The sequence below is a fragment of the Donghicola mangrovi genome, assembly GCF_013377535.1.
Taxonomy (GTDB): domain Bacteria; phylum Pseudomonadota; class Alphaproteobacteria; order Rhodobacterales; family Rhodobacteraceae; genus Donghicola; species Donghicola mangrovi.
In genome coordinates this window covers 364929-381779 of record NZ_JABCJE010000001.1, presented here as the reverse complement: position 1 = coordinate 381779, position 16851 = coordinate 364929, and the positions used below count along the sequence as shown (strand labels likewise).

General features: G+C 62.2%; 18 protein-coding genes. 13 read left to right on the top strand and 5 right to left on the bottom strand.

Annotated elements, in window-relative coordinates; all coding sequences use genetic code 11:
* The first annotated feature begins 59 nt into the window (after positions 1-59).
* Positions 60-1442, top strand: coding sequence for a leucyl aminopeptidase family protein (locus HJ536_RS02010; RefSeq protein ID WP_177156484.1), 1383 nt, complete (start codon positions 60-62; stop codon positions 1440-1442).
* Positions 1439-2278, top strand: coding sequence for an NlpC/P60 family protein (locus tag HJ536_RS02005; RefSeq protein WP_177156483.1), 840 nt, complete (start codon positions 1439-1441; stop codon positions 2276-2278). The genes HJ536_RS02010 and HJ536_RS02005 overlap by 4 nt, the downstream gene beginning before the upstream one ends.
* On the opposite strand, the gene HJ536_RS02000 is transcribed toward HJ536_RS02005, so the two are convergent.
* Positions 2262-2600, bottom strand: a complete 339-nt coding sequence (locus HJ536_RS02000; protein WP_176852687.1) for a DUF2794 domain-containing protein — start codon at positions 2598-2600, stop codon at positions 2262-2264. The two genes, HJ536_RS02005 and HJ536_RS02000, sit on opposite strands and share 17 nt — an antisense overlap.
* Before the next feature lie 182 nt (positions 2601-2782).
* Positions 2783-3091: an I78 family peptidase inhibitor gene (locus tag HJ536_RS01995; RefSeq protein ID WP_177156482.1), complete on the bottom strand. Its 309-nt coding sequence runs from the start codon at positions 3089-3091 to the stop codon at positions 2783-2785.
* A 137-nt stretch (positions 3092-3228) separates the two neighbouring features.
* On the opposite strand from HJ536_RS01995, the gene HJ536_RS01990 reads away from it, so the two are divergent.
* Complete coding sequence (locus HJ536_RS01990) at positions 3229-3711, top strand: GNAT family N-acetyltransferase (protein WP_177156481.1); 483 nt, start codon at positions 3229-3231, stop codon at positions 3709-3711.
* 107 nt (positions 3712-3818) lie between these two features.
* On the top strand, positions 3819-4430 hold the full coding sequence (locus HJ536_RS01985; protein ID WP_177156480.1) for an HAD family hydrolase: 612 nt from the start codon (positions 3819-3821) through the stop codon (positions 4428-4430).
* 2 nt (positions 4431-4432) lie between these two features.
* On the opposite strand, the gene HJ536_RS01980 is transcribed toward HJ536_RS01985, so the two are convergent.
* The gene (locus HJ536_RS01980; protein ID WP_177156479.1) at positions 4433-5047 is read right to left on the bottom strand and encodes a TetR/AcrR family transcriptional regulator; all 615 of its coding nucleotides are present in this window, start codon (positions 5045-5047) and stop codon (positions 4433-4435) included.
* A gap of 179 nt (positions 5048-5226) precedes the next feature.
* On the opposite strand from HJ536_RS01980, the gene mbfA reads away from it, so the two are divergent.
* From mbfA to HJ536_RS01950, 6 genes are all read left to right on the top strand, one after another.
* Entirely contained in the window at positions 5227-6201 is a 975-nt protein-coding gene (gene mbfA, locus HJ536_RS01975; RefSeq protein ID WP_176852692.1) for an iron exporter MbfA, read from the top strand.
* 86 nt (positions 6202-6287) lie between these two features.
* Positions 6288-7217 (top strand): AEC family transporter, encoded by a 930-nt coding sequence (locus HJ536_RS01970; protein WP_176853135.1) that lies wholly within the window; start codon positions 6288-6290, stop codon positions 7215-7217.
* A gap of 36 nt (positions 7218-7253) precedes the next feature.
* A complete protein-coding gene (fghA, locus tag HJ536_RS01965; RefSeq protein WP_177156478.1) occupies positions 7254-8087 on the top strand; it encodes an S-formylglutathione hydrolase in 834 nt (277 codons plus the stop codon).
* Entirely contained in the window at positions 8084-8533 is a 450-nt protein-coding gene (locus HJ536_RS01960; protein WP_177156477.1) for a YaiI/YqxD family protein, read from the top strand. Before fghA ends, HJ536_RS01960 begins: the two co-directional genes overlap by 4 nt.
* A gap of 3 nt (positions 8534-8536) precedes the next feature.
* A complete protein-coding gene (locus HJ536_RS01955) occupies positions 8537-9157 on the top strand; it encodes an HAD family hydrolase (protein ID WP_177156476.1) in 621 nt (206 codons plus the stop codon).
* Complete coding sequence (locus HJ536_RS01950; protein ID WP_177156475.1) at positions 9154-10068, top strand: ornithine cyclodeaminase family protein; 915 nt, start codon at positions 9154-9156, stop codon at positions 10066-10068. Before HJ536_RS01955 ends, HJ536_RS01950 begins: the two co-directional genes overlap by 4 nt.
* Positions 10069-10094: 26 nt before the next feature.
* Here the strand turns inward: HJ536_RS01950 and HJ536_RS01945 are convergent, their stop codons facing one another.
* Positions 10095-11330 (bottom strand): MFS transporter, encoded by a 1236-nt coding sequence (locus HJ536_RS01945; RefSeq protein ID WP_177156474.1) that lies wholly within the window; start codon positions 11328-11330, stop codon positions 10095-10097.
* Positions 11331-11416: 86 nt separating this feature from the next.
* Positions 11417-15232 (bottom strand): midas domain-containing protein, encoded by a 3816-nt coding sequence (locus tag HJ536_RS01940; RefSeq protein ID WP_177156473.1) that lies wholly within the window; start codon positions 15230-15232, stop codon positions 11417-11419.
* A gap of 106 nt (positions 15233-15338) precedes the next feature.
* Between HJ536_RS01940 and flgB the strand changes: the two genes are divergently transcribed.
* From flgB to HJ536_RS01925, 3 genes are read left to right on the top strand one after another with little or no spacing between them, the layout of a single operon-like run.
* Complete coding sequence (gene flgB, locus HJ536_RS01935) at positions 15339-15722, top strand: flagellar basal body rod protein FlgB (protein WP_176852699.1); 384 nt, start codon at positions 15339-15341, stop codon at positions 15720-15722.
* A gap of 2 nt (positions 15723-15724) precedes the next feature.
* A complete protein-coding gene (gene flgC, locus HJ536_RS01930; RefSeq protein ID WP_194245015.1) occupies positions 15725-16138 on the top strand; it encodes a flagellar basal body rod protein FlgC in 414 nt (137 codons plus the stop codon).
* A gap of 22 nt (positions 16139-16160) precedes the next feature.
* Positions 16161-16850 carry a flagellar hook assembly protein FlgD gene (locus tag HJ536_RS01925; RefSeq protein ID WP_176852700.1) on the top strand — a complete coding sequence of 230 codons (690 nt, stop codon included), beginning with the start codon at positions 16161-16163 and terminating at the stop codon, positions 16848-16850.
* Position 16851 lies beyond the last annotated feature (1 nt).

The following is a 16851-nucleotide window of genomic DNA, read 5'->3' as shown; positions in this document are numbered from 1 at the left end:
CTTGCGGTCACCGCGCGGCACGCTAGGCTGCGCGGCAAGACCGCAGTCAGGAGGCCGCAATGACATTGCAATTCGCGCAGCAGACCACCGATGCCCTGCCACTTTATGTGGTTGGGGCGGATGATCTGGACAGCTTTATCGAGACATTGACGCCCGCCCATGCCGCATGGGTTCGTGCGTCTGTTTTTTCTGGCGCGATCGGTCAGGCCTTGGTTCTGCCGGGGGCGGATGGGGCACCTGCGGGTGCTCTTGTCGGGTATGGGACCGAAGCCACCCGTGCCCGTGGCCGGTTCGCTTTGGCCGCTGCTGTGCCTGCCTTGCCGCCGCTGACCTTTGCCTTGGAAGGCGGCATTCCGGCCGAGATGCTAGAGCAAGAGACTCTTGGCTGGCTGCTGACCGGCTATCGGTTTGACCGCTATAAATCGCAGGCCCCGTTGGGTGCGCAGCTGGTTGCGCCCGAGGGCGTGGATGCCGCTCGCGTCGAAATCCTCGCCAATGCCGAAGCCCTGACCCGCACCCTGATCAACACCCCCGCCGCCGACATGGGCCCCGCAGAACTGGAGGTCGCTGCCCGTGAACTGGCCGCAACCCATGGCGCATCCATCGACGTGACCGTGGGCGAGGCGCTGTTGGAACAGAACTTCCCCATGATCCACGCGGTTGGCCGCGCCGCCGAGCAAGAGCCGCGCCTGATCGACATGCGCTGGGGGGACGCTGGCCCGACCCTGACCCTGGTGGGCAAAGGCGTGTGCTTTGACACGGGCGGTCTGAACCTGAAACCCGGCAGTTCTATGGGCCTGATGAAAAAGGATATGGGCGGCTCGGCCACCGTTCTGGGGCTGGCGCAGATTATCATGGCGTCCAGCTGGCAGGTTCGTCTGCGCGTGCTGATCCCTGCAGTGGAAAACAACGTATCGGGCAACAGCTTCCGCCCCGGCGATATCCTGACCGCCCGCAACGGGCTGACGGTCGAGATCAACAATACCGATGCCGAAGGGCGTCTGGTGCTGGCCGACGCGCTGGCCTATGGGGCCGAAGAAACACCCGACCTGATGCTGACCATGGCAACCCTGACAGGCGCGGCGCGCGTGGCGGTCGGCCCTGATATCGCGCCATTCTACACCGATGATGCCGCTCTGGCGCAGGCGTTGATGGCGGCTGGCTCCGCGATGGCAGACCCCGTCTGGCAGATGCCGTTTCACGCGCCCTACGAGCCGATGATCGAGCCCGGCATCGCCGATCTGGACAACGCGCCGTCGGGTGGGTTCGCGGGGTCGATCACCGCCGCGCTGTTCCTGCGCCGCTTTGCGGGCGAGGGGCGCTATGCCCATTTCGACATCTACGGTTGGACACCCGCATCGCTGCCCGCCCGCCCCAAGGGCGGCGTCCAGCAGGGCGCGCGGGCGCTGTCCAGGGCCTTGCCACAGGTACTGGGGCTGTGAGCGATCGTCGCCGCACTCCCGCCAATGGCCGCGTGGCGCTGACCCATCTGCAAGGGATGGTGCAGGCGGAACGCTACGTCGATGGCACCCCGATGCAGATTATCACGCCTGTCGCCGATATTTGCTCGGCCCCCGAAGGGCCGCGCGACCGTCAGGTGATCTACGGCGCCGAGGTTTTGGTGCTGGAGCCGAACGACGGTTGGTCATTCATTCAGGCCAAGGACGATGGTTATGTCGGCTATGTCCGGACCGAAGCGATCGGCCCCCTGATCCAGCACAACCAGATCGTCAGCGCCCCCGCGACTCATGCCTATACCCGCGCTGACCTGAAATCGGCCGAAGTCATGGGCCTGTCCCACGGCAGCCGCCTGCGTGTGGTCGGGGCCGAGGGGAATTTCTTTGAAACCGCCGAAGGGTGGTTTGTGCCGCGCCAACACCTGCGGGCCTTTAACGCGCCGATGCGTGATCCGGCCACGGTGGCGCAACTGTTCTTTGGCGTGCCCTATCTGTGGGGCGGCAACAGCATCTGGGGGATCGACTGTTCGGGGCTGGTGCAGGCTGCCTGCCGCGCTTGCGGGATCGACTGCCCCGGCGACAGCGACATGCAAGCCGCCGAATTGGGCAACGCTCTGCCCGCAGGCACCCCGCTACAGCGCGGGGATCTGGTGTTCTGGAAGGGGCACGTGGCCATGATGGTGGACGATCAGGTGCTGATCCACGCGAACGCCCACACGATGTCCGTGGCCTATGAGCCCTTGGATGCCGCGATCTTTCGCATCGGGGCGGCGGGGGATGGGCCTGTCACGGTTACCCGCAGGATCACTCAACCGGCCTGATCAGCTTGCGATCCAGCACCCGCAGCACATTGCGCAGATCCTGACCGCGTTTCAGGATCTGCCCGTCCATCCCGATCACCGAATACATGCCTTGGCGGTTGCGCAGCTTGGGGCGCTTTTCGATGCGATAAAGGGGGTGTTCGGCAGTCCGGCGGAATACCGAGAAAACGGCGACTTCGCGGAGCATCGACAGGCCATAGTCCCGCCATTCGCCCGCAGCCACCATACGTCCGTACAAGGACAAGATCACCGACATTTCCTGACGGTCGAACGCGACGCGATCCAAGCCGCCATGCAGGTGAGGGGGCGTTTGTATGTTCATCTAGATAGATTTGCGCCACACCTTTCGCAAATCAAGCATTTCGCGTGCAATCGCCCAGAAAATGCCCTGATCCGGTCAATCCGTTTTCACATCCGATGTGCAGATTGATATTCAGCGAAGCCGCTAACCCGGCGTAACGGGCCTAAGCCCCCACGAGGGCACGTTGCGCCGGGGTCCTGCTTTTACTGGCAGTACAGGTTCACGATGTTGCCTTCTTCATCCAAGAAGATGTTCAGGCGCTCGGGACGGTAATCCTCGGTATAAATGTCGTTCATGCCCAGAACCCGCACGGGGCCCTTTTGCGTGTCCGCATCGAATTCCGAGATGTGATGACCGATCAGGTGCTGCTGGTTTTCCGACCCGCAGGTGTCCGCGATGGTGTTCTGGTCTTTCCACGGATTGATGACCCCGATGACGTCGCCTGCAACCTCTTTGGTTTTGGCGCACGAGGACAGCGCAAGCACAGCGATCAACAGAACTGAGGTCTTCATTGTATACTCCGGGATTCAATGGACGCACCCTATTACAGATTTTCTCAAAAAGAGAAGCGAAACTGACCGTTTGAATTGTCAGAAATCCTAGTCAGGCGTAATCATTCAGGAAAATGCCTGCCAAATAGGGTGACCCGATGCTGATCCGACCCGCCACCACCGATGACGCCGACGCCATCTGGGCTATGCTGGAGCCCGTGTTCCGCGCGGGCGAGACCTATGCCATCCCCACCGATATCAGTCGGGAAGAGGCGTTGGAGTACTGGATGGGGGGCACCCACAGCGCTTGGGTCGCTGTGGCGGATATCGGGATCGTGGGCACGGGTTATCTGTGCCCCAACCATAAGGGCAACGCTGACCACATCTGCAACGCCGGTTTCGTCACCGACCCGCAGACACGGGGCAGGGGCGTCGCCCAAGGTCTGCTGAACCACATTCTGGCCGAGGCTCGTATGGCCGGTTACGGCGCGATGCAGTTCAATTTCGTGGTGTCGACCAACGCCGGAGCGATTGCCTTGTGGCAGCGCAACGGGTTCGAGATTGTCGGCACGCTGCCCAAAGCCTTTCGCCATCCGACCGAAGGCAAAGTCGATGCCCACGTCATGTATCAGCTTCTTTAACGGGCAAATGCGGCGCATCTTTCACGTCCGGTAAACAGGGCGATTGATCGGGGCCGCGTCATTTGTCAGCATCACTGGATAGTCTGATTTCCAGAAAGTCCTTTGCGATGCCCCGATATGATTTGATCTTGTTCGACATGGATGATGTGCTGTGCCACTCGGACCGCCGCTATCGCGCGGCCCATCTGGCGCAACTGACCAACACCACCGCGGATCGAGTGTATGCGGCGATCTGGGGCTCTGGCATTGATGCGGCGGCGGATGCGGGCAAGATCAGCACAACCACCTATCTACGAGAGGTTGCGTTGCAACTGGGGGTGCCGTTCTCGGCGGATCAGTGGCTCGAGGCGCGAAAGGCTTCGATGACCCCCAACCCCGAGGTTCTGGATCTGGTCGCACAGGTGCGTAAAACCCATCAGGTGGCCGTGCTGACCAACAACTCAGAGCTGGTCGGGGACAACATCGACTTTCTGTTCCCCGAATTGCGGCCCCTGTTCGGGGACCTGATTTTCCCGTCCTCGGTGTTTGGCGCGGCCAAGCCGGATACCCAGTGTTTTCTGGGCTGTCTGTCGGCCATCGGCATGACGCCAGAGCAGGGGATTTTCATTGATGACATGGCCGGGAACGTCGCCGGAGCGCAGAAGGCAGGCATGGCGGGTCATGTCTTTTCCGGCCACGAAGGGCTGGTCGCCTATCTACAGGAACAAGGCGTGCTGTAACGTCAGACCCCGTAGCGGGCCAAGAAGACATCCACGGCGCTGTCGATCAGGCGGCGGCGTTCATCGGGGGCGACTTCGGTGCGCACGCCCAAGACCATTTGCAGCCACAGGTCCGATTTGCACATGTCGCTGAACTGGAACACCGCCAGCCGCTTGTCGGGGATGCTGAGTTCACCGCGCGACTCGGCCTCTTCGAAATATTCGGACAGGCGGGCGACCATAACCTCGGGGCCGGATTCATAGAACGCCTGACCCAGTTCGGGGAAGCGGCCCGACTCTGCCACGCAGATGCGGAACATTTTCAGGCCCATCTCGCTGGAGGTGAAGCCCCAGATCTTTTCGCCCACATAGGTCAGCACGGCGCGGGCGCCGGCCTCGACGCTGATCTCGACCGATGCTTTGTCGGCCTGCGTCGCGCATTCGCAGCGCGCGACCTCCATGAACAGCAGCCGTTTGTCGGGGAAATAGCTATAGAGCGTCGCCTTGGACACGTTCGCGGCTGTGGCGATGTCGTCAACGCTGGCCCCTTCGAACCCGTCGCGCATGAAAATCTGCCGCGCTCCTTCGAGCACCTGATCGAATTTGCGGCCGCGGCGGACTTCGTGGGCGACGTTCATCGGGATCTCCAGCTTAGGGGGACAACATAGACCAGACCGTTCAGTTCAGGCAAGGATTGCCCAGTGATGTCGGGCGCATAGGCGGGTTTGCCCCAGACGCATAGCTGTGCCAATTCGCCTCTTGTAAGGCGCGCGTGGTTGACTAAATTGGAACCATTCTAAAAAGGTGGATCTCCCCCATGCGTTTCATTACCCAGCGCCGGCGTTTTTCTGATCTGAGTGATCAAGAGGTTATCGCCCTTGCCATCTCCTCCGAGGAAGATGACGCGCAAATCTACCGCACCTACGCCGCCCGGCTGCGGGCCGAGTTTCCCGCCACCGCTGCTGTGTTCGACGGCATGGCGCTGGAAGAGGACGGCCACCGCGCCCAACTGATCGCCTTGCACCGCGAACGCTGGGGCGAGACGATTCCCCTGATCCGCCGCGAGCATGTGGCGGGCTACTATGCCCGCCGCCCTGTGTGGTTGATCGAGAACCTTGGCCTTGAACGCATCCGCGCCGAGGCCGAGGGCATGGAGCGCGACGCCGAGCGGTTCTACAAAATGGCAGCCTCGCGCACGTCCGATGCCTCGACCCGCGATCTCTTGGGCCGGTTGGCGCAGGCCGAGGCTGGCCACCAGCACACCGCCTCCGAGCTGGAAAAGGCCCACCTGACCGGCGAGGAAAAGGAATCCGAGGATCAGTCCGCACACCGCCAGTTCGTCCTGACCTATGTCCAGCCCGGTCTGGCTGGCCTGATGGACGGCTCGGTCAGTACGCTGGCCCCGATTTTCGCGACCGCCTTCGCGACTCAGGACACGCACACCACGTTTCTGGTCGGTCTGGCCGCCAGCGTGGGCGCGGGCATCAGCATGGGCTTTACCGAAGCCGCGTCGGACGATGGCGCCTTGTCGGGCCGTGGATCGCCGGTCAAGCGCGGCTTTGCGGCGGGCATCATGACGGCGCTCGGGGGTCTTGGGCACGCGATGCCCTATCTGATCCCGCATTTCTGGACCGCGACCATCACCGCCTTCCTGATCGTGTTCTTTGAACTTTGGGCGATTGTCTGGATTCAGAACCGCTATATGGACACCCCGTTCCTGCGGGCCGCGTTCCAGGTTGTCCTTGGTGGGGCGCTGGTGTTCGCAGCTGGTGTTCTGATTGGCGGCGGTTGATGCAAACCGGCCCATCCCCCATGTAAATTACGCAATCCCGAAGAGCGCCGTTGCCATGTGCTGCGGCGCTCTCTATCGCTTTGGGCATGATCGAGATATTCTTTAGAACATTGCCCTTCTTTGCGATGATCGCGCTAGGCTACGGCGCGGCACGCACGCGGTTTTTCAGCGCCGAAGCCACCGCAGCCATTACCAAGTTTGTGTTCTATTTCGCCCTGTCGGCGATGCTGTTCCGCTTCTCGGCCAACCTCAGCATGAGCGAGGTTTTTGATCCGCCCTTTATCCTTGCCTACCTCAGCGCAACCGGCTTGATCTATGTGGTCGCTATGGGGTTCGCGCTGTTCCGCGGCAGGCCGGTCGACGAATCCGCGGTCGAGGCCCAATGCGCCGTCATTGGCAACACGGGCTTTCTGGGGATTCCCATGCTGACGATGCTGATGGGCCCGCAGGCGATTGGCCCCGTGATGATGGTGCTGGCCATCGACCTGATCGTGTTCTCCAGCCTGATCGTCATTCTGATCACCGGTTCGCGCGATGGCAAAATGCGCCTGAGCGTGCTGAAGACCGTGGCGATGGGCCTGCTGAAAAACCCCATGATTGTGTCGATTGCACTGGGTCTGGCGTGGTCCACGCTGGCGCTGCCAACCCCAGCGCCCCTGATGGATTTCGTGTCGATCTTGGGCGCAGCGGCGACTCCGGGTGCGCTGTTCGCCATCGGTGCCTCACTGGCCGGCAAGTCGGCCGAGCGGATCGAGATCGCGGGCTGGCTGTCGTTCTGCAAGTTGATCCTGCATCCGGCGGCGGTGGCCTATGCGGCGCTGTCGCTGTTCCACGTGGAACCTTTCGCGGCCAGTGTGATGATCGCGGCGGCCTCTTTGCCGGTTGCGGGCAACGTTTATATGCTGGCGGCGCATTACGGGGTGGCGGTGCAGCGCGTATCGACCTCGATTCTGATTTCAACGACGCTCAGTATCGCTACAGTGTCGGCAGTGATCGCTTGGGTGACGGTTGGTTAGGTCACCCTCATAGCGCCAGTTCAAGGGAGAGATTTGATGGAAACGATTTCGGAAAACCGGTGCTTTGGCGGTGTGCAGGGTGTCTATGCCCACGATAGCGCCGTCACCGGCTGCAAGATGACCTTTGGCCTGTTCCTGCCTCAAGAGGCAGAGCACGGCAGCGTCCCCTTGCTGTGGTACCTGTCGGGCCTGACCTGTACCCACGAAAACGCCATGACCAAAGCGGGCGCGCAAGCGTGGGCCGCTGACCACGGGATCGCCCTGTGTTTCCCCGATACTTCGCCCCGCGGTGAAGGTGTGGCCAATGACGACGCCTATGATCTGGGGCAGGGCGCGGGGTTCTATGTGAACGCGACCCAAGACCCTTGGAAGCCGCATTTCCAGATGTGGGACTATATCGCCGAGGAACTGCCCCGCGTGGTGGACCACAACTTTGCAATCGACCCCGAGCGTCAGTCGATCACCGGCCATTCCATGGGCGGCCACGGCGCGCTGACCTTGGCGATGTCCTTGCCCGGCCGCTATGCGTCGGTGTCGGCGTTCTCGCCCATCGCGAACCCGACCCAGAGTGATTGGGGCCGCAAACAGCTGACCGCCTATCTGGGCAGCGACGAAGAGGTGTGGAAGGCCCACGACTCCAGCCTCTTGATGCTGGATCGCGGCTTTGATGGTCCGGTTCTGATTGATCAGGGCGCAAGCGACCAGTTCCTGAACCTGCTGAAGCCCGAAGCGCTGGCCCATTCCATGGCGGCCCGCCGTCAGGACGGCACCTTCCGCATGCAAAAGGGCTATGACCACAGCTACTTCTTCGTCTCGACCTTCATGGAAGAGCACGTGGCCTTCCACGCAGAGGCGCTTTACGCCCTATGATTTACGTCGACGCGGACGCCTGTCCGGTGAAGGAAGAGATCGAGCGCATCGCCACGCGGCACAAGACCGAGGTGGCGATGGTCTGCAACGGGGGACTGCGCCCGTCGCAGAACCCCTTGATCCAGTTGGTGATCGTGCCCGAGGGCCCCGATGTGGCCGATATGTGGATCGCAGACCGTGCCACGACCGGCGATGTGGTGATCACCAATGACATCCCCTTGGCCGCGAAATGCGTGCCTGCGGGGGCCATCGTGATCAAGCCCAACGGCGAATTTCTAACCGAAGCCAACATTGGCAACGTGCTGGGGATGCGCGACCTGATGGCCGACCTGCGCGCCGCCGACCCGTTCCGCCAAGGGGGCGGAAAAGGGTTCACCAAGGCCGATCGCTCCCGCTTTCTGAATGCCCTCGAAGACGCGCTGCGCCGCGTGAAACGCAAAGGATAATCCATGACTCCCGAAGCCGTCATTTTTGACATCGGCAACGTCCTGATCGAATGGCAGCCCGAGCGCCACTTCGACAAGGTGATCGGAGAGGCCCGCCGCAAGGAACTGTTCGCCGCTGTCGATCTGCACAGCATGAACGATCAGGTGGATCGCGGGGCGAACTTCCACGAATTGCTGGCGAAAACCGCGGACGAAAATCCCGAATGGCGGGCGGAACTGGGCATCTGGCACGACCAGTGGATCGAAATGGCCAGCCCCGAAATCCCCCACTCGGTCCGCTTGCTGCGCGCCCTGCGGGCCAAAGGAGTGCCGGTGTTCGCCCTGACCAATTTCGGCGTTCAGACCTTTGCAATCGCCGAGCCTGTGTACCCGTTCCTGACCGAGTTCGACAAACGCTACATCTCGGGCCACATGCAGGTGATCAAGCCCGAGGTCCGCATCTACGAGATGGTCGAAGAGGATTGCGGTGTTGCCCCCGAGGGGCTGCTGTTCGCCGACGACCGAACCGATAACATCGAAATGGCGGCCTCTCGCGGGTGGCAAACGCACCTGTTCACCGGCCCCCAAGGTTGGGCTGATTGCTTGGTGGCCAAGGGCCTGCTGACCGAGAGCGAGGCCGCATGACCCCCGCCATCGTCCCGTTCGAAGCCGACGCCCATCTGGACTGGATCGCTCTGACCGACGCCATCTGGCAGGCCCACAGCCTGCCGAAGGCGCAGATCTCGGACAGCTTCCTGTATCGGGGCGATGACACGTTGCTGCTGCGCTCTGCGTGGATCAACGGGCTGGGTCTGGCGGTCAAGGCAGCGACGGTGTTCCCCGAAAACCCCGCCTCTGATCTGCCCCGCGTGAATGGCGGCGTGTCCTTGTTCGGCGACGATCATGGCCTGCTAGAGGCCGTGGTGGACTTCCATCTGGTGACCAAGTGGAAGACCGCTGGCGACAGCCTGCTGGCTGCTCGCCGTCTGGCGCGGCCGGACAGCCGGAACATCCTGATCATCGGGGCAGGGACGGTGGGCGCGAACATGATCGACGCCTATTCTGCCGCCTTCCCCGACGCGCAGTTCACCGTCTGGAACCGGACCACCGCCCGCGCCACCGAGATGGCCGCAGACATCCCCGGCCTGAAGGTCGCCACCGACCTGCCCGAGGCCGTCGCGCAAGCTGACATCATCTGCTGCGCCACCATGAGCACCGAGCCGGTGCTAAAGGGCGCTTGGCTGCAACCCGGTCAGCACGTGGACCTGATCGGCGCCTACCGCCCCGACATGCGCGAAGCCGACACCGAAGCCCTGACCCGCGCGCGCCTGTTCGTGGACAGCCGTGAGACCACGATCGACCATATCGGCGAGTTGAAATTGCCCATCGCCGCAGGGGAAATCACCCCCGACCACGTGATCGCGGACTTTTACGATGGCGCGGCTTTTGCCCGCCAAACGCCCGAAGAGATCACGATCTGCAAGAACGGCGGCGGCGCGCATCTGGACCTGATGGTCAGTCGCTACGTCCTCGATGCTTGGCGCGCAGCCCAATGAAAAAGGGGCCTGCGGGGCCCCTCAACTCATGCCGCCAGTTCGACGCGCTTTTCCTTGATCGGCAGGTGGATCAGTGCCGAAAATGCGCCAACCCCCACGCCGACCCACCACACAGCCGTGTAATCGCCGGTGATGTCGTACATCTTGCCCCCCAGCCAAACGCCCATGAAGCTGCCAAGCTGGTGGCTCAGGAACACGATCCCATAAAGCGTTCCCATGTAGCGCAGGCCGTACAGATGCGCGACCAGACCAGAGGTCAGCGGCACCGTCGCCAGCCACAGCGAACCCATCACCAGCGAGAACAGGATCACCGTCGCAGGGGTCATCGGGAACATGATGAACGCCGCCGCCACAATGGTCCGCATCGCATAGACGCCGGCCAGCAGGTACTTTTTCGAATACCTCTTGCCCAGATAGCCCGCCAACAACGTGCCCGCGATATTGGCCAGACCGATCAAACTGATCGAGACCGCCCCAAGGGCCGAAGTCGTCTCGATCCCCAGCGAACTCAGGACACCGCCAGCGGCGATCGGGCTGCACACCTCGGTCACAAAGGCCGGAAAGTGCGCGGTGACAAAGGCCAGCTGGTACCCGCAGCTAAAGAACCCAAGGAAAATCATGGTGTAGCTGGGGTCGCGGAACGCACGGCCCAGAATCTGGCCCATGCTCTCCTCCAGCTCTTTCTTCGAGGCTGGCGGCTCGACCCGCATCATCGGCAGCACCATCAGCACGGCGATGATCGCCACCGCAAACATCAGGAACACCTGCTGCCACGTCATGAAGCCCAAGAGCCATTCCGCCAAGGGCGCCCCGAACACTTGCCCCGCGCTGCCCGCCGCCGTCGCAATCGCCAGCGACATAGAGCGGTTCTCGTCGCTCGACGCACGGCCCACGACCGCCAGAATGACGCCGAAACCGGTACCCGCGACGCCAAAGCCCACAAGGATTTCCAACAGCTGGTGCGCCGCTGGCGTGACCGCAAAGCTGGAGGCCACCAGACCCGCAGAATACAGCAGCGCCCCCAGAATGATCGCCTTGCGGTCCCCTAGACGTTCGGCAAAGGCCCCGAACAGCGGCTGCCCGATCCCCCAAGCCAGGTTCTGGATCGCAATGGCCAAGCTGAAGTCCGCCCGCGCCCATCCGAATTCCTGCGCGATCGGAATCTGGAACACGCCAAAGCTGGCACGGATCGCAAATCCGACCATGATCACCAGACAGCCCGCAATCAAGACGGGTGTCACCAAGGGGCTGCTGCGTTCCATTCCAGTTTCCTTTTTCGTCGCACCGCACGACCTTAGAAGATCGAACTAGCGCGTCAAATCAAGGATTGTGATGGTTGCCCATCGCATCAGTCATCGAAGATGTCGTAGTTCCAGTAGTCTGCGGACTTGTCCTTGTAAGGGGCGGGGGCCTCCTGAACCTTCGGTTCCGGCTGGGTATCATCAGCAGCCTCCACCCCGGTTTCCGCCTCCGCCTCGGGCGCCAAAGGCTCGGGTTCCGGCTCTGGCGCAGGCCCGTGCACACGAATATCGCGCAGAGCATCCCGACTGATCGCATCCGGGATCTTCTTGCCGGTCGCGAGTTTCTTCAGCAGCAACATCTCAAGCCGCGTGAGTTCCTGAGGAGCGGCCTTGGGGGCGGGCGACGATGCCTCGGCGTCTTTGACGGGGGCAGTGAATGGGGTTGGGTCTTGGTCCATAACTTCTGAAGTGTGCTCTTCTTCTTCGAAAGGCGCGAAGGGATCATCCTCGGTGAAGGCTGCGAAGGGATCGACTTCGCCAACGGTGTCCTCGGGGCTGGATGCCTCTTCCGGAGCCTTTTCCTCCAGATCGTCCGACAGGGCGGCCATTCCCGTCGCCGCGAAGGTTTCGAGGGCCGAGGAGGTGCGGCGCACAGCGGCGTCCTCCTGTGCAAAGGGCGCAAAGGGGTCCTCATCGCCCTCGACGTTGACGGCAGTGTCTCCGGTCAGGTGTGCGAGAGCGGCGAAGGGGTCCTCCTCAGGGTTGGCGAGGCTTTCTTCATTTTCTGCTTCAGCTACGGCCGCGTCCGGTTCTGTGTCTGCCTCGGGATCGTCGAAGGCTGCGAACGGGTCGCCCTCGTCTTCTGTGAAGGCTGCCAAGGGATCGACTTCACCAACGGTGTCCTCGGGGCTAGATGACTCTTCCGGCGCAGTTTCTCCTGCATTTTCCGACAGAGCGGTCATTCCCGATGCTGCAAAGGCTTCGAGGGCCGAGGAGGTGCGGCGCACTGCTGCATCCTCCTGTGCATAGGGCGCAAAGGGGTCTTCATCGCCCTCGACGTTGACGGCGGTGTCTCCGGTCAGGTCTGCGAGGGCGGCGAAGGGGTCCTCCTCAGGGTTGGTGAGGCTTTCTTCTACCGTAATTTCTTCCGGTTTTGGCTCTGCCTCGGGTTCTTCGAAGGCTGCGAACGGGTCACCGTCCGAGAATGCAGCGAAGGGATCCTCTTGTTCAGGCTCTACTTTCGCAACTTCGGCGGGGGCAGCCTCTGCTTCGAAGGGTGCGAACGGATCGTCCTCGTCCGCGAAGGCTGCCAAGGGATCGACTTCACCAACGGTGTCCTCGGGGCTGGATGCCTCTTCCGGGGCCTTTTCCTCCGGATCGTCCGACAGGGCTGCCATTCCCGATGCCGCGAAGGCTTCGAGGGCTGAGGAGGCGGGGCGCACTGGAGTGTCTTCCTGTGCATAGGGCGCAAAGGGGTCTTCATCGCCCTCGACGTTGACGGCGGTGTCTCCGGTCAGGTCTGCGAGGGCGGCGAAGGGGTCCTCCTCAGGGTTGGCGAGGCTTTCTTCTACCGTAATTTCTTCCGGTTCTGGCTCTGCCTCGGGATCGTCGAAGGCTGCGAACGGGTCGTGGTCCGAGAACGCCGCGAAAGGGTCCTCTTGTTTGGACTCTTCTTTCGCCACTTCGGTGGGTGCTGCTTCTGCTTCGAAGGGTGCGAACGGATCGTCCTCGTCCGCGTCATCGTCCGCGAAGGCTGCCAAGGGATCGACTTCACCAACGGTGTCCTCGGGGCTGGATGCCTCTTCCGGGGCCTTTTCCTCCGGATCGTCCGACAGGGCTGCCATTCCCGATGCTGCAAAGGCTTCGAGGGCCGAGGAGGTGCGGCGCACTGCTGCATCCTCCTGTGCATAGGGCGCAAAGGGGTCTTCATCGCCCTCGACGTTGACGGCGGTGTCTCCGGTCAGGTCTGCGAGGGCGGCGAAGGGGTCCTCCTCAGGGTTGGTGAGGCTTTCTTCTACCGTAATTTCTTCCGGTTTTGGCTCTGCCTCGGGTTCTTCGAAGGCTGCGAACGGGTCACCGTCCGAGAATGCAGCGAAGGGATCCTCTTGTTCAGGCTCTACTTTCGCAACTTCGGCGGGGGCAGCCTCTGCTTCGAAGGGTGCGAACGGATCGTCCTCGTCCGCGAAGGCTGCCAAGGGATCGACTTCACCAACGGTGTCCTCGGGGCTGGATGCCTCTTCCGGGGCCTTTTCCTCCGGATCGTCCGACAGGGCTGCCATTCCCGATGCCGCGAAGGCTTCGAGGGCTGAGGAGGCGGGGCGCACTGGAGTGTCTTCCTGTGCATAGGGCGCAAAGGGGTCTTCATCGCCCTCGACGTTGACGGCGGTGTCTCCGGTCAGGTCTGCGAGGGCGGCGAAGGGGTCCTCCTCAGGGTTGGCGAGGCTTTCTTCTACCGTAATTTCTTCCGGTTCTGGCTCTGCCTCGGGATCGTCGAAGGCTGCGAACGGGTCGTGGTCCGAGAACGCCGCGAAAGGGTCCTCTTGTTTGGACTCTTCTTTCGCCACTTCGGTGGGTGCTGCTTCTGCTTCGAAGGGTGCGAACGGATCGTCCTCGTCCACTAGGGCGGCGAAGGGATCTGCGTTTGGCTCTAGCGCGGGTGCTTCCTCCGAAAGCTCGGCGCTCCGGGGCTCTACGTTGTTTTCGGCGAGCGCTTTGGTTTCTGCGTCTTCGTCTGGCCCATCAAAGGCTGCAAACGGGTCGTCGCCATCAGTGAAGGCTGCGAAGGGATCGACTTCACCAACGGTGTCCTCGGGGCTGGATGCCTTTTCCGGGGCCTTTTCCTCCGGATCGTCCGACAGGGCTGCCATTCCCGATGCCGCAAAGGCTTCGAGGGCCGAGGAGGTGGGGCGCACTGCAGCGTCTTCCTGTGCATAGGGCGTAAAGGGGTCTTCATCGCCCTCGACGTTGACGGCAGTGTCTCCGGTCAGGTCTGCTAGGGCGGCGAAGGGGTCCTCCTCAGGGTTGGCGAGGCTTTCTGCTACCGGAATTTCTTCCTGTTCTGGCTCTGCCGCGGCTTCATCAAAAGCTGCGAACGGGTCGTCGTCTGCGACGGCGGCGAAGGGGTCCTCTTGTTCAGACTCTTCTTTTGGGCTTTCAAAGGGGGCGGCGTCTGCTTCGAAGGGCGCGAATGGGTCGTCTTCGTCCGCAAAGGCAGCGAACGGGTCGTCGTCCATCGCCGCAGGGCCGGGTTTGTCGACGTCGTCCAGCAGTTCTCCGAAGGCGGCGAAGGGATCGTCGTCCATGGCGGGTTTGGCCGCGGCCGGGGCGGGTGCAGGGGCTTTGGGCGGGGTCGTGGCGTCGAAGGCCGCGAACGGGTCGTCCGCGTCATCGAAGGCGGCGAAGGGATCGTCGCTCGCGCTCTGGCTGTCGCCGATGTCGGCCAGCATAGCAAAGGGATCGGGGGCCTCTTCCTCGGCAGGGGCTGGCTTGGCAGCGGGTGCGGGGGCTTCGTCCTCGTCGTCGTCCGCATCAAGAGCGCCGAACACGTCAAAGACCGACGGATCGCTCAGGTCGAGCATATCCAGCTTTGGCACTTTTTTCGGTGCGGGCGGCGGCGCGGGTTCTGGCTCGGGCAGGGGCTCGGCTTCGAGCGCGGGCTCCGGCTTGGGCTTGGGGGTCTTTTTCTTTTTGGGCTTGGGCGGCTCTTGTTCGCCCTTCAGGGCATCTTGCAACAGCTTCAGGCGCGCCTGCATCAGAAGGTTGCGGCGGGCAGCGTCTTTTTCTTCTTCGTATACATCGGCCAAGGCCTCGGCCCCGCTCATGGGGTCGACGCCGCGCATCTTGTCGAGGATCTTGCGCACCGGCTTGATCTTGCGTCCGCCGCCGCTTTTCCCGTCTGCGCTATCCGATTTGGCCGAGGTCATACCGTGCTCCTGCCGCGTTGCTGTCATTTGGCATGGCACTTGCAATTCCCAGACCAGAACGGCCGCCGCGCCGAACTTTTTAGAAAGAAAGTCAACGAGGACCGGAATGACGGGAATACGCAACCATATCAGCCTGCACGCAGATGCGCTGGTGCTGCGTGAACGCCGCAACAATATCCTTGCCTCGAACATCGCGAACGCCGCGACACCGGGGTTCAAGGCACGGGATATCGACTTTGCCAGCGCGCTGGATCGCGCGCAGGGCAATGGCAATTTGCGTGCCAGCGATGATCAGCACTTCTCGACGGGGGGCGGCCTGAAACAAGGGCTGGTGTACCGCCAGAACATCAACCCCGCGCTTGACGGGAACACTGTCGAACTGGCCGTCGAACAAATGGAATTCTCGGAGAACACGCAGCGGTATCAGGCCAGCCTGACCCTGCTGAACCGCAGGATCGCCGGGCTGCAGTCCGCGATCAGAGGAGAATAATCATGCAGATCAAGAACGTATACGATGTAGCGGCCCGTTCGATGTCATCGCAGATGACCCGTCTGAACACGATTGCCTCGAACATCGCCAACGCCCAATCGGTCGCGACCACCAAAGAGGATGCGTTCCGCGCGATCCGCCCCGTGTTCGAGATCGACTATGCCCATGACGCCCGCGAAAGCGGTCTGTCCACCACCAGCGTCAAAGACATCGTGTCGCTGGATCGCGAACCGGCGAAATCCTATCGCCCCGACCACCCGCTCGCGGACAAGGACGGCTTTGTCTACGAGGCCGCCGTCAACGTCGACGAAGAGATGGTCGAAATGATGGAAGCCAGCCGCCAGTACCAGAACACCCTCGAGGTCGTCTCGACCCTGCGCACGCTGGCGTCGCGCACGGTCAAGATGGGCCAGTAACGTCTAGGGCAGGAGAGAGAGCATGACCACTGTCAGCGGCGCATATTCCAACATCGCCGGCGTCCGCGAATACGACACCGAAAGCCTGAAAAGCACGGTTGCCGCCAATAACAAGGATCTGGGCCAGCAGGACTTTCTGACCCTGATGACCGCGCAACTTCAGAACCAGGACCCCTTCTCGCCGATGGAGAACGGGGACTTTCTGGCGCAGATGGCGCAGTTCAGCTCGGTCGCGGGTCTGGACAAGATCAACGAAACGCTCACCTCCATGTCGTCCGAGATGACCAATGGCCGGATCGCCACCGCCTCGTCCCTGCTGGGGCAGAGCGTGCTGGTGCCGGGCAATCTGGCGCGCCCTGATAGCAACGGGGAAATCCACGGTGTCGTCGATCTGGAGACCAGCGCCGACAACGTGACGGTGACCTTCATGGACACCGTCACCGGCGCGATCCTGAACAAAGAGCAACTCGGGGGTCAGCGCGCAGGTCTGGTCGGTTTCGACTGGACCGATGTCCCCGACAACATCGTGAACAACCACAGTTCCGTCCGCGTCTCGGTCGAGGTGACGAACGGCGAAGAAACCAAGGTCATGGGCGCATCCGTCTATGCCCGAGTAACGGGGGTCCAGATGCCGACCGATGGCGGCGATATGACCCTGAATATCGAAGACTACGGTCAACGCAACTATCTGGAAATCAGCGCCCTGCGCTGAT